Genomic DNA, 12107 nt, shown 5'->3' on the forward strand with positions numbered 1-12107 from the left:
TTCAGATTTCGACAGGAAGGAACGGAAAATGTTTTTGAACCCCAGGGACAGTAAGCGGGCGATCCCCCTCCGCCGCAGAAGCCGCTCCGCGGACCCATGCCGCCCCTACGGCCGCTTCATGCAACCGGACCCGCTCGGATAGGACGACGGCATGAACATGTACGCCTATGTGAAGGGCGACCCGGTGAACTTCACCGACCCCACGGGTCTTGAGGCGCAGTGCGTGTCGTTCCGGGAGAAGGGGTCGGTTACCGTGGACGGTCAAGGCAATCCAGTCGTGCAGTTGGGTTCGATGCGTGAGGTCTGCTGGAACAGCGGTGGAGGAGACGGTCGAGACCCAGGCTGGAGCCTCGGAGGGGCGCGTGGAGTACAGTGGCCGACGCCCGATTGCCAAGTGCCGGCTAATTGCGCGAATGCACGGCCTCGCAACCCCCCGCCTCCAGCGCCTCCGCGCTGCGCGGCCGCTCCTTTACCGCCCGCATCTCGCAACTATCCGGTGCCCAAGGGATATACTTCTGCAGGTTACCGCAATAACGTCTATGTTAGAAACGGCCAGGGTAAGCTTGTGAACAATCCCCTGTACGAACAAGCTCGCGCGCAGGCCGGAGGAGTTAATCTCAAGGGAGTTCTGATAGACCTCGGTCAGATTATACTCAATGTCGCTATTAGCGTAGTGGGTGGCCCCATTGGCAGCGCGCGGTACTTGGCAGACGTGGGCGACGTGGCGCGCGCGGGAGCTCTTGTTGGAACTTCCGCCGTTAAGACAGCAGGATCACCGGCCGTGCGATGCGGACGGTGAAGCGGACGGGAGGCACCTGAGATGAAGTTGCACGATCCACCGGCACTGGCACTTGCTTTATCTGCATTGAGCGCGATCGTGTTCTGGCTTTTGGGCGCCCGAATGGCTATTGTGGCAGGAACAGCCGCCTGTGGAATACTCTATTTCATATTCTACTTAGTTGTGCAGCCCCGCCGCGATTAAATCAAACGCGAACAGTGCTCGGGTAGCGGCTCAGCTCGCGATCCGCGGTGAGGAGGACCAGGCCGTGGTTTGCGGCTTGGGCGAGGAGGGCGCGGTCGAAGAGGTGCCGGTGGAGGGGCGGGAGCTTTTCGATTCCGAGAGCATCGAGCGAGGACAAGGCGAGCTCGCCATCGCCGTCCGAAAGGAGCGCGTCTCGGAGCTCCGCGGGATCCGCCTGGCAGTCAGGGCGTCCGAGCGCGATTGATGGCCACTTCCCAGATGCTGATGGCGCGAAGGCGAGATCGTTGGCCCGGTCCTCATTGATCTCCCGCCTCGGCGGAGAGTCGCTCGGGTTCGATCGTCAGCCACAAGAGCAGTTGAGTATCGAGCAGGAGCTTCATTCGCCAGCGTCGCTGCCGCGGTCGAACATCTGTTCGATGTCATCGGCGAAGGGAGCCTTGATGTCGTCCGGGACCGCGAACTTGCCTCTCAGCATTCCCAGCCGGCGCTTCGGCGGCAGCTCGGGCGCCTCGATGCGCTCGACCTTGACGAGCGGCTTGCCGGCGTCCGCGATGATAAAGGGTTCACCAGCGATATCGCGCGATCAGCTCGGATAGGTGCCTCTTCGCGTCGTAAATGCTGACGGTTTCCATCCCCCAATTTTAGTTCAGTGGCCCAAGCCTCTCAACGGCTATCAGCATTTCCCGGCCATCCAGCAGGGGTCCCAGTTCGGCTCGGGGCCGAAGCGCTGGCTGAGGAAGTCTATGAGGGCACGGATGCGGGCGGTGGAGGCGCGGCCGGGGGGCATGACGAGGTGGAGGCCGATCTCCTCCATCGGATAATCGCGCAAAAGCACCTCGAGCTTGCCGGCCTCGATTGCGGCGGAAGCGATGAAGCTCGGGAGGATGACGATGCCGAGCCCGGCGCAGGCGGCTTCGCGAAGCATCTCGCCATTGTCTGCCCGGAAGCGGGCATGGCCCTTCACATGTTCCCAACGGTTGCCGACGCGGAAGCGCCACTGCTCGTATGTCGGGATGTTGGCGTAGAAGAGGAGGTCGTGATCGGCGAGATCGCGCGGATGGCCGGGGCGGCCGCGCGCGTCAAGATAAATGGGGCTTGCGACGACGACGCCGCGCACGGGTGCAATGCGGCGGGCGATGAGCGCGCTGTCGGCAAGGTTGCCGATGCGCACGGCCATGTCGTAGCCGCCGCCGAGGAGATCGACGGTGCGGTCGTTCAGGGAGACGTCGAGCTCCACCTTCGGATGCATGCGCGCGAAGTCGGCGAGCGCGGGCGCGAGGTGCTGGGTCCCGAAGGAGAGGGGGGCGGTGATCCGGATCGGGCCTGCAATCTGGGTGACCGCGTCGGCGACGATCTCCTGCGCTGCTTCCAGGTCCGTAAGGATGTTGGAGGCGCGCTCATAATAGGCCTGGCCGATGTCGGTCGGCTGAGCGCCCTGCGCGGTGCGGGTGAGAAGCTTGGCGCCGAGCTGCTCCTCCAGGCGTGCGACGCGGCGGCTGAGGATCGACTTGGAGATGTCCATGCGCTCGGCGGCGCGGGCAAAGGCGCCCGTCTGGACCACCCGAACGAAGGCGAGCACATCCACCAGATCGACCGAAGAGCGTTCCATATAGCGCAACACCTCAGTGCATGTTGTCCGTCTACCGGCAACACCGATAGAGGCTTAAATCCCCTTCAGCAAGTTTCTGGAGGGTAGACATGACCAAGGTTCTCATCATCGACAGCGCGGCGACCGGCGAGGCATCGGTTTCGCGCAAGCTCACCGGCGAGGTCGCCGAGCGCCTCAGTGAGCGCGAGCCGGGCGTGCACATCGTCCGCCGCGACATCGGCGCGAGCACGATCCCGCACCTGACGGCGGAAACCGTGGGAGCGATCCGCGGCGTGGCGCGCACCGATGCGGAGCGTGAGGCGCTTGCGCTGTCGGATGCGCTCGTCGCGGAGGTGAAGGACGCGGACCTGATCGTGATCGGCGCCCCGATGTACAATTTCGGCATGGCCTCGACGCTCAAGACCTGGTTCGACCATGTGCTGCGCGCCGGCGTCACCTTCCGCTACACCGAGGCAGGTCCCGAGGGGCTGGTGACGGGCAAGAAGGCGGTGGTGATCGAAACCCGCGCCGGCCTCTACAGCGAAGGCCCGGCGGCGGTGATGGACAATCAGGAGCCGCACATCCGCACCTTGCTCGGCTTCATGGGCATCACCGACGTGACCTTCGTTCGCGCCGAGAAGCTTGCTTTCGGGCCGGACGCCGCGGCCGCGGCGATCGCGGAAGCGGTCGAGCAGCTCGCCGGCTTCGCCCAGTCCGAATGGGCGCTTGCTGCCTGATTGCAGCAGTGCCCGAGATCCGTCCGCCGCGCCGAGCGTCACTGCCCCCCTGTGCCGGCGGGCGGACGGATCACCACATTCATACAGGGAGAAGAAAAATGGCCAAGTTCCGTCTGATCAGCTTTGCGCTCTGCCCCTATGTGCAGCGGGCAGCGATCGTTCTTGCCGAGAAGGGCGTGCCGTTCGAGCGCGTCAATATCGACCTCGCCAACAAGCCCGACTGGTTCCTGAAGCTGTCCCCGCTCGGCAAGGTGCCGGTGCTGGTGGTCGAGCAGGACGGGCGCGAAGAAGTGCTGTTCGAAAGCGCGGTGATCGCGGAGTATCTGGACGAGACGCTGGCGCCGCAGCTTCACCCGGCCGATCCGCTCGAAAAGGCGCGGCACCGGGCGTGGATCGAGTTCGCTTCGGCGACGCTGGCGGACATCTACGGCTATTACACCGCCGCCGACCAGCGGACCTTCGAGGAGAAGCGGCAGGCGATCGCGGCCAAGTTCGACCGTCTCGAGCAGACGCTGGGCGAGGGGCCCTATTTCGCCGGTGGCCGCTTCGGGCTCGTCGACGCAGCCTTCGCTCCTGCCTTCCGCTATTTCGACCTGTTCGACCGAATCACCGGCGAGAGCCCGTTCGACGGGAGGCCGAAGCTTAAGGCGTGGCGCGAGGCGCTGTCGGAGCGCGCCAGCGTCCGCGGGGCCGTGGCGCCGGACTATCTCGAGGCGCTGCAGCGTTTCATTCGTGGCAAGGGCTCCCACCTCGCCTCGCTGGACCTCGCCGAAGCCGCTTGAGCCGGGGGCGGACAAGCCCCATTTTCAACACTGGATGAGCCCGCCGGAGTTCGCTCCGGCGGGCCGAAGGAATTGAGCATGATCGATATCCGTCCCTTTGCTTCGCTCGGCCACGCCGATCATGGCTGGCTGAATGCCCGGCACCATTTCTCCTTCGCCAATTATTATGAGCCGGCCCGCATGGGCTGGGGCGCGATCAGGGTGTGGAACGACGACGAGATCGCCGCCCGCTCCGGCTTCCCGCCGCATCCGCACAGCGACATGGAGATCATCACCTATGTCCGCCGGGGCGCGATCACGCACCAGGACTCGATGGGGAACCAGGGCCGCACCGGCGCCGGCGACGTGCAGGTGATGAGCGCAGGCACCGGCGTGCGCCACGCCGAATATAATCTGGAGGACGAGACGACGACCCTGTTCCAGATCTGGGTGCTGACCGATAGGAAGGGCGCCGAGCCGAGCTGGGGGGCGAAGGAGTTCCCCAAGGGCGACCGCGCCGGCAGCTTCGTGACGCTCGCAAGCGGCTTTGCCGACGATTCGGAGGCGCTGAAGATCAACGCCGCCGCGCGTGTGATGGGCGCGACTCTGAAGGCCGGGGAGAAGGCGGGGCTGCAGCTCGATCCGGCGCGGCACGTCTATCTGGTGCCCGTGAACGGCTCGATCGCGGTGAACGGCGTCCGCGCCGAGGCACGCGACGGGGTCGCGATCACCGGCGAGGAGCGGGTCGAGATCCTGGCCAACGAGGACACCGAGATCGTCCTCGTCGACGCCCGCTAAGGCAGCCCGGGTGCGGGAGCTGGACGAGGTCTTCGCGAAGCTTCCGCACTCGCGGTTTCGGAGCCGCTTCCGGCTGGGCGATGGCGAGCGGGCGTATCTGGAGGCGAAGGGGATCGAGACGGTGCTCGCGCATGGCCGCGACTTCATCGAGCGGCGCCTGGCGCCCGCGCATCCCCCGAACGACGGCAAGCAGACGCCGATGCGGGGGCACCCGGTGTTCATCGCGCAGCACGCGACCGCGACCTGCTGCCGCTCCTGCCTCGCCAAGTGGCACGGCATCCCGCAAGGCCGCCCGCTCGATGAGCGGGAAAGCGCGCATGTGCTGAAAGCGCTGGAGCGCTGGCTCCGGGAGCGCCAGCACGGGTAGGGCCGCCCCGTGGCGGAGCGGCCCTCCTCGGCTTCTAGCGGTTGTAGTCCTGCTTGCCGGAACGGCCGGGAACGCCGTCGCCGCCGCCATTGCCGTAGCCGTTATTGCCCTTGCTCTTGCTCTTCGAAGGCGGGCAGCTCGGCGGGGACGGCGGGCAGTAGGAGGGCGGAGGCGGAGTGTAGCAGCCCGAGCTGCCGCCGGCGCCGGTGACGTGGACGAGTTCGTTCTGGCTCAAAACGCGCATCTTCGTTTCTCCCTGATAGCCGGCCGGCCACAATGCCGGTCCGACCTCGCGCAAACGAGCGTCCGGCATGGTTGCTCCGCCGTTAACCATGATTATTTAGCACGTTTGGGAGGAGGCGCTTCAGCCGTTCCCGCTCAGAGCCTTTTCCACTCGTGCTGCAGCGAGTTCCCGCAGCCGATCCTCCTCCGGCGGGAAGCCGGCCGCGATCCAGTCCCGCTCGATCGCCTGAAGCGTCGCCGCAACCAAGGGGCCGGGACTGAGGCCCAGTTTGATGAGTTCGCCGCCGGTCAGGGGGAGGCGGGGAATCGGCCACGAGCGCAGCAGCGCCACCTTCGCCGCCGCCGAATCATCGCCGAGCAGCAGGCGGTCGATCGCCCCCTCCATCCCCAGCCGATAGGCGAGCTCCTTCGGATCTGCCGCCTGCTCGTCGGCACGCGCGGCAGCGGAGACGAGCCGCTTGGCCACCTTCTTCGAAAGGCGCAGGCGCGCGGCGACCGCAGCCGCCGCCGAAGGATCAGGGGGGAGGAGAGCGGCGAGGCGGCGGACCGGCTCCGGCGCCTCGTCCGCCGCCTGCTCGCGGCGGATCAGCTCGACGAGACGGACCACGCCGTCGGCGCCGAACTCGGGAAGCACCGGTGCGAAGATGCCCCGATCGACCATCAGCGCCACGGTCGACGCCGGGTCGGGGAGCGCGAGCAGCTTCAGGAGCTCGTCGGCAATGCGCTCGCGGGAGAGCGCCATCAGGTCGTTGGCGCGGGCAATGCAGGCACCGAGGGCGGCGGCGTCGGGTTCGCCCTGGCCGAACCGGGCATGGAAGCGGAAGAAGCGGAGGATGCGCAGATGGTCCTCGGCGATCCGGGTCAAGGGATCGCCGATGAAGCGGAGCCGGCGCGCCTCGAGATCGGCCTCGCCGCCGAAATAGTCGAAAATCTCGCCCGTCTCCGGATCCGCCGACAGGGCGTTGATCGTGAAATCGCGGCGGGAGGCGTCTTCTCGCCAGTCTTCGGTATAGGCGATGGTGGCGCGGCGGCCGTCGGTTGAGACGTCGCGGCGGAGCGTCGTGACCTCGACCGGCCCGTCGGACAGCACGGCAGTGACGGTGCCGTGGGCAATTCCGGTCGGCACGACGCGGATCCGGGCGCGCTTGAGTCGAGTCATCACCTCCTCCGGCTGCAGGCGCGTGGCGAGATCGACATCGCTGACGGAGATCCCAAGCAGCGTATCGCGGACGCAGCCGCCGACGAACCGCGTCTGGCCCTCGGCAGCCTCCAATGCTGCAAGGAGCGGGCGCAGACCGGGGCGCTCGCGCCAGGGGGCGGGGAGAAGCTTCATGCCGCAAGCTCCAGCCGCCGGCTCAGATTGACGATCATCGCAGCGGTCGCGCCCCAGATGCGCCGGCCCTCCCATTCGATCTCGTAATAGGAGCGCTGGCTGCCGCGCCATTCCACCGTGCGCACGATCTGGTGCTCCGGCCGGAGGATGTGGTGGAGCGGCGCTTCGAAGATTGCGGCGACCTCGTTCGGCTGCGGCTCCAGCGGCAGATCGGGCGGGATAACGCCCACCACGGGCGTCACCTGATAGCCGGTGATCGTGCGATACGGGTCTGCCATGCCGACCAGCTCGACCTGATCGGGCGAAAGTCCGATCTCCTCTCTCGCCTCCCGCAACGCGGCGGCGACGGGGCCGTCATCCTCCGGGTCGATCCGGCCGCCGGGGAAAGCGACCTGGCCGGCATGCTTCCGCATCAGATCGGTCCGGACGGTGAGGATCACCCCCGGCTTCGGCCGGTCGACGACCGGAACCAGCACGGCGGCCGGCGTTACCGCCTGCTCCTCGGCAAGGAACGGATCCCTGAGGTCGCCCTCGAGCAGGATGGGGGAGCGTGTGCGGCCCCTCTCCAGGGCGTCGCGCAGCCGGTCGGCGAGGCTCACCGGCCGGCATCCAGCGGGAAGAAGGCGCCGCCGCTCCAGACGCCCGGCGGCTCCGCGCCTTCGGAAAGCGCGATCTCTGCCAGCTCATAATAGACGGAGCGGCCGATCAGCGCCTCCAGCCCCGGGCGGACCAGCAGATACGGGTGCGGCCCGTCCTCGCCCTGGCCCAGCCGGAGCGGGTGCTGCGGCCCCGCGATAACCAAATCGCCGGTGTTGAGGCGAAAAGCGAGCGATCGGTCTTCCCCTGAACCCTCCGTCTTGAGCTCCACGGCGACGAACGGCGCGTCCTCCACCTCGATGTCGAGCTTCTCGACCGGCGTCACCAGCACGAAGCCCCCGTCCTGCTCGCGGCGGAGGATCGTCGAGAAGAGGCGCACCATGGCCGGTCGGCCGATCGGGCTCCCTTCGTGAAACCAGGTGCCGTCGTGGGCGATGCGCATGCCGCTGTCGCCGCAATGGGATGGGTTCCACTTGTCGACCGGCGGCAGCTTCTTCTCCTCGGCAAGGCGCGCAATCTCGGCGAGGGACAGGCTTGAGAGGTCGGTCGGGACGTCGGGCATCGGCATCGGCCCTAGCTAGGGGATGCGACGGCCGAGCGCAAAGCTTGCCGCACGGTTCGCCCGCTCCTATCGCGCCGGGATGGCGGCGGAATTCGAGGGACCACGGACGGCGATCGTCACGGGCGGCGCGAAGCGCATCGGCGCCGCGATCGTCCGTGCGCTTGCGGAGGACGGATGGCATGTGCTGATCCACTGCAACCGGTCCGTCGCCGAAGCGGAGGCGCTTGCGGAGGAGGTTGGAAACGCCGCGGTGGTTGCCGCCGAGCTGGCGGACCCAGGTGCGGCGGCAAAGATCGTTGGCGCCGCCGGGGGGCTGCCTTCGCTTCGGCTGCTGGTGAACAATGCATCCCGCTTTTCCTACGACGCTGCCGAGGATTTCACGCTGGAAGGATGGGACGCGCACCAGGCGATCAACCTTCGCGCTCCGGCTTTGCTGTCGCAGGCGTTCGCGGCGGCGGCCGGCGGGGAGGGCGGGCTGATCGTGAACCTGCTCGACGCCAAGCTCTCGCAGCCCAATCCGGATTTCTTCTCCTACACCGTGTCAAAGATGGGGCTTGCCGGGCTGACGGAGCTGACGGCCCGCGCCTTTGCCGCCCGCCGCATCCGCGTCTGCGGGATCGCGCCTTCGGTGACGTTGGTATCGGGGCCGCAGAGCCGGGATAATTTCGAGCAGGTGCATGCGCTGAACGCGCTTCGGCGAGGCGTGGACGTCGACGAGATCGTGGCTGCGCTTCGCTTCATCGTCGCCACTCCCACGCTGACGGGGCAGGTGATCACACTCGACGGCGGCCAGCGTTTCCTGTCGTTGCCGCGCGACGTCCAGTTCCTGGAGCAGAGCGATGAATGATGTTTTGAAGCTGGACGGGCTCGTTCCGGCCGGGCTCCGGCCGAAGACGCACAAGATCGTGCTCCAGGATCTGGTGCTTCCGGTCGATATCGGCTTCCACGCGTTCGAGGTCGGCAATCCGCAGCGGCTGACGGTGAGCGTCGAAGTGTGGCTCGAAGAGGCTGCGTTCGCGAGCCGGGACGAGGTCGCGTGCGCATGGGATTACGATTTCCTGCGCAGCGAGATCATCGCGATCGCCGGGGCCAGGCGCTACAATCTCCAGGAGACGCTGGCGCGGGCGATCTACGAGCTCGTGGCGGCGCGGCACGGCGTCGCGGCGCTGAGGGTCTCGACGCGGAAGCCGGACATCTACCCCGCTTGCGCGGGCGTGGGCGTGGACCTCGCTTCCTTCTAGCCCCGGGTGCGGACGCAGGGGCCGAGGCCCTGGATCACCACCTGATAGTCGGCCGCGATCGCCCGCGCATGTTCCGGCGCATCGGCATAGCTCTGAGCGGGAATGGTCCGCGGAAGCGTGCAGGCGAGCCGATACCAGAGCAGGGTGTTGCGGGCGGGCGGCGCGGCGGCATCGTCGGTGACTTCGCTCAGCGAAACCGCCCATTGCGGCGCCATTCCCGGCCGGCGGAGGATGCTGAGGGAGACGGGGCGCGCATTCGCGGCGTCGAGGAAGATCTGGGTCTCGCTTTCGCCCGGCACCGTCCCCGGCACGTGGAAGGCCCGCCTGATGCCGCTGATGCGGGGCGGCGAATCCGCCGCCGAAGACTCGCGCATGATCGACCGGATCATATTGGCCCGCTCCGGCGCGAAGGGAAGCTGAGCGTCGGGGGCGATCAGCTGCAGCTCGCCGGGCCTGCCCGGTACCGTCCGGGCAAGGACGAGATACTCGCTCTTTTTCGCGAGCTTCGGCGACTTTCCTCCCGGAGCAGGGACATCGGCGAGGTAGCTCACCCGCGTCGGAAGGCCCTGAGCGCCGCTGATCACGGCCACGACGTCCGCGACGATGTAGAAACGCGCTCGGCCCGGCGGCAGATTTCCTGCTTCGGCCGGCTTCAGCGCCACGGCGCGGTTGAGCCGGACATGCGCGGCGACGGGTGCCGCCAGCGCAAGATCCGCAAGATCGGCATAGGTCGGCTGCGGGCCCTGCGGCGCCGGAGCCGAATCACGTGCTCCGGCGGCGAGGAGCAAAGCGGCGACGGCCGTCCCAATAGAGTTCATTAGCGGCATCGGCTGCGATCACCTCCCGATCGAAATTCCCGGTCTAAGTGTTGGAGTTAGACGCATTAACCGCAGATTGCAGCGGGTTTCTGGGGAAATCCCCCGGCCCATTGAAGCATTGCGCAGCCGAAACTGCCGCGATAAGGACACCATCCCTGTCGATGATATAGTAAGACATCGATGGACCCGGATTGCTTCGGCTGCGTTGTTTGTTCGCCGAACCCTGGCAGAAATTTGGTGAGAGGGAGTGTGGCTGCCTAATGGCATATGCTGATCAAGGAATGAGCCGGGGCCGCATCACGGCGATCGCGATCGTCGCGCTGCTTCACGCTCTTCTCGGCTACGCATTTATCACCGGCCTTGCCTATAATGTGATCAAGAAGGCGGCCGAGGATCTCAAGACATTCGACGTGCAGGAGGAGCCGCCGCCCCCTGAAGAGGAGCCGCCGCCCCCGCCGCCGGAGACGCCGCAGCAGGTGACTCCGCCGCCGGTCGTCTCGCCGCCGCCGATCGTGCGCACCAACATCGCGCCGCCGACGATGCAGACTGCACCTGTGGCGCCGCCGTTCGTTCCAACGGTGACAGCGGCTCCCGCGCCGCCGGCTCCGCCGGCTCCGCCGCCTCCGCCGCCTCCTCCCGCGCCGGTGAAGGTCGAGGCTGCAAAGGCGCGCGCGAACCTCGCTTCCTACGTGTCCGATGCCGATTATCCTGAATCGGCGATCCGCGCGGAGGAGCAGGGTACGACGGGCTTCCGGCTCGAGATCGGAGCCAACGGCCGGGTGACCAACTGCACGGTTACGTCTTCGAGCGGATCGACCGCTCTCGACAACGCCACCTGCAGGATCATGCGCCAGCGTGCCAAGTTCACGCCGGCCCGGGATACCAGCGGCAATCCGACGACGGACACGACGAGCGCGCGTATCACGTGGCGGCTGCCGGCAGACTAGGTTTGCTCCTGTACCACCACATTCTTCATTCGAACTGAGAGGAAAGCAGATATCATGACCACCCCAGCAGCAGGAGCCGGCCACGGCGCAGGCGAGAACCCCTATGGCCTGATGGCTGCACTCGAGCAGGGCGGCACCATCGCCTGGACCGTGTTCATCATCCTGGTGATCATGTCCGCGGCGTCCTGGTACATCCTGTTCGTGAAGCTGTTCGAGCAGCAGAAGATCATCAACCAGGGCAAGCGGGCCAGGGCTTCGTTCTGGCAATCGGCGAACCTGCGCGAAGGCGCCGGCAAGCTCGACAAGAACAGCGCCTATCGCCAGATCGTCGACGACGGCATCACCGCCCTCGAGCAGCACGACAAGCTGACCGATCCGATCGATCAGCACGACTGGATGCTGAACTCCCTCGCCCGCAGCCAGGGTGCGATCGCTTCCAGGCTGTCGACCGGTCTCGCTCTTCTCGCGACGGTCGGTTCGACGGCTCCGTTCATCGGTCTGTTCGGCACGGTGATCGGCATCTATCGCGCGCTCATCAAGATCGGCGCGGCCGGCCAGGCCTCGATCGACGCGGTCGCCGGCCCGGTCGGTGAAGCCTTGATCATGACCGCACTCGGCCTTGCCGTCGCGGTTCCCGCCGTGATGGCCTACAACTGGCTGATGCGCCGCAACAAGTCGGTCCTGGAGGAGCTCGCACGCTTCTCGAACGATCTCCACGGCTACATGATGTCCGGCGGCACGGTCCGCCCGGCCGTCGCCGCGGCACGGGGCGGCTCGGCTGCTCCGGGTGCGGCGAGCCCCGGCGGCACCACCGCCACGGGCAGCGCGACCGGCACCACGACCGGCAGCCCCAAGAAGCTCTGATCCGGGACCAGCGGGCGAGGCCGGGGGCCTTGCCCGCTCACCGGGGCGAGCGACCTTTGACGATCTCGAGATAGGAATAACAGACTATGGCCATGAGCACCGGCCCGGCAGGCGGAGACGGCGAAGAAACCCCGATGTCCGACATCAACACGACGCCGCTCGTCGACGTCATGCTGGTGCTCCTGATCATCTTCCTCATCACCGTTCCGGTCGTCATCCAGTCGGTGCCGATGGAGCTTCCGAAGGTCCGGTTCGAGCCGACCACCACC

Annotated in this window: 16 protein-coding genes; 10 read left to right on the plus strand and 6 right to left on the minus strand. The window is 66.9% G+C overall.

Annotated elements, in window-relative coordinates; genetic code table 11:
- Positions 1 to 1046: 1046 nt before the first annotated feature.
- A complete protein-coding gene (locus VF662_RS15670; protein ID WP_464142883.1) occupies positions 1047 to 1226 on the plus strand; it encodes a hypothetical protein in 180 nt (59 codons plus the stop codon).
- 429 nt (positions 1227 to 1655) lie between these two features.
- On the opposite strand, the gene VF662_RS15675 is transcribed toward VF662_RS15670, so the two are convergent.
- The gene (locus VF662_RS15675) at positions 1656 to 2591 is read right to left on the minus strand and encodes a LysR family transcriptional regulator (protein WP_464142884.1); all 936 of its coding nucleotides are present in this window, start codon (positions 2589 to 2591) and stop codon (positions 1656 to 1658) included.
- A gap of 89 nt (positions 2592 to 2680) precedes the next feature.
- On the opposite strand from VF662_RS15675, the gene VF662_RS15680 reads away from it, so the two are divergent.
- The 4 genes from VF662_RS15680 to VF662_RS15695 all read left to right on the plus strand — a co-directional run bounded on the left by VF662_RS15680 (position 2681) and on the right by VF662_RS15695 (position 5233).
- Entirely contained in the window at positions 2681 to 3307 is a 627-nt protein-coding gene (locus tag VF662_RS15680; protein ID WP_464142885.1) for an FMN-dependent NADH-azoreductase, read from the plus strand.
- A gap of 98 nt (positions 3308 to 3405) precedes the next feature.
- Positions 3406 to 4089: a glutathione S-transferase family protein gene (locus VF662_RS15685; RefSeq protein WP_464142886.1), complete on the plus strand. Its 684-nt coding sequence runs from the start codon at positions 3406 to 3408 to the stop codon at positions 4087 to 4089.
- A gap of 78 nt (positions 4090 to 4167) precedes the next feature.
- Positions 4168 to 4866, plus strand: a complete 699-nt coding sequence (locus VF662_RS15690) for a pirin family protein (RefSeq protein ID WP_464142887.1) — start codon at positions 4168 to 4170, stop codon at positions 4864 to 4866.
- Between the two features lie 10 nt (positions 4867 to 4876).
- Positions 4877 to 5233 carry a DUF4186 domain-containing protein gene (locus VF662_RS15695; RefSeq protein WP_464142888.1) on the plus strand — a complete coding sequence of 119 codons (357 nt, stop codon included), beginning with the start codon at positions 4877 to 4879 and terminating at the stop codon, positions 5231 to 5233.
- Between the two features lie 34 nt (positions 5234 to 5267).
- Here VF662_RS15695 and VF662_RS15700 read toward each other — a convergent pair whose 3' ends face one another.
- From VF662_RS15700 to VF662_RS15715, 4 genes are read right to left on the minus strand one after another with little or no spacing between them, the layout of a single operon-like run.
- Positions 5268 to 5546 carry a hypothetical protein gene (locus tag VF662_RS15700; RefSeq protein WP_464142889.1) on the minus strand — a complete coding sequence of 93 codons (279 nt, stop codon included), beginning with the start codon at positions 5544 to 5546 and terminating at the stop codon, positions 5268 to 5270.
- A gap of 51 nt (positions 5547 to 5597) precedes the next feature.
- A complete protein-coding gene (locus VF662_RS15705; RefSeq protein WP_464142890.1) occupies positions 5598 to 6809 on the minus strand; it encodes a CCA tRNA nucleotidyltransferase in 1212 nt (403 codons plus the stop codon).
- Entirely contained in the window at positions 6806 to 7408 is a 603-nt protein-coding gene (locus VF662_RS15710; protein ID WP_464142891.1) for a CoA pyrophosphatase, read from the minus strand. The genes VF662_RS15705 and VF662_RS15710 overlap by 4 nt, the downstream gene beginning before the upstream one ends.
- Positions 7405 to 7974, minus strand: a complete 570-nt coding sequence (locus tag VF662_RS15715; protein WP_464142892.1) for a DUF1285 domain-containing protein — start codon at positions 7972 to 7974, stop codon at positions 7405 to 7407. Before VF662_RS15715 ends, VF662_RS15710 begins: the two co-directional genes overlap by 4 nt.
- Positions 7975 to 7990: 16 nt before the next feature.
- Between VF662_RS15715 and VF662_RS15720 the strand changes: the two genes are divergently transcribed.
- Entirely contained in the window at positions 7991 to 8815 is an 825-nt protein-coding gene (locus VF662_RS15720) for an SDR family NAD(P)-dependent oxidoreductase (RefSeq protein WP_464142893.1), read from the plus strand.
- Positions 8808 to 9209: a dihydroneopterin aldolase gene (locus VF662_RS15725; protein WP_464142894.1), complete on the plus strand. Its 402-nt coding sequence runs from the start codon at positions 8808 to 8810 to the stop codon at positions 9207 to 9209. The genes VF662_RS15720 and VF662_RS15725 overlap by 8 nt, the downstream gene beginning before the upstream one ends.
- Here the strand turns inward: VF662_RS15725 and VF662_RS15730 are convergent.
- Entirely contained in the window at positions 9206 to 10027 is an 822-nt protein-coding gene (locus tag VF662_RS15730; RefSeq protein ID WP_464142895.1) for a hypothetical protein, read from the minus strand. The genes VF662_RS15725 and VF662_RS15730 overlap by 4 nt on opposite strands.
- Positions 10028 to 10287: 260 nt before the next feature.
- Between VF662_RS15730 and VF662_RS15735 the strand changes: the two genes are divergently transcribed.
- From VF662_RS15735 to VF662_RS15745, 3 genes are all read left to right on the plus strand, one after another.
- Positions 10288 to 10974, plus strand: a complete 687-nt coding sequence (locus VF662_RS15735; protein ID WP_464142896.1) for an energy transducer TonB — start codon at positions 10288 to 10290, stop codon at positions 10972 to 10974.
- Between the two features lie 54 nt (positions 10975 to 11028).
- On the plus strand, positions 11029 to 11838 hold the full coding sequence (locus tag VF662_RS15740; RefSeq protein ID WP_464142897.1) for a MotA/TolQ/ExbB proton channel family protein: 810 nt from the start codon (positions 11029 to 11031) through the stop codon (positions 11836 to 11838).
- 86 nt (positions 11839 to 11924) lie between these two features.
- A partial coding sequence (locus tag VF662_RS15745; RefSeq protein ID WP_464142898.1) for a biopolymer transporter ExbD occupies positions 11925 to 12107 on the plus strand: 183 nt, incomplete at its 3' end.

Origin of the sequence: Allosphingosinicella sp. (genome assembly GCF_036387215.1) — a bacterium.
In the GTDB taxonomy this organism is placed as follows: domain Bacteria; phylum Pseudomonadota; class Alphaproteobacteria; order Sphingomonadales; family Sphingomonadaceae; genus Allosphingosinicella.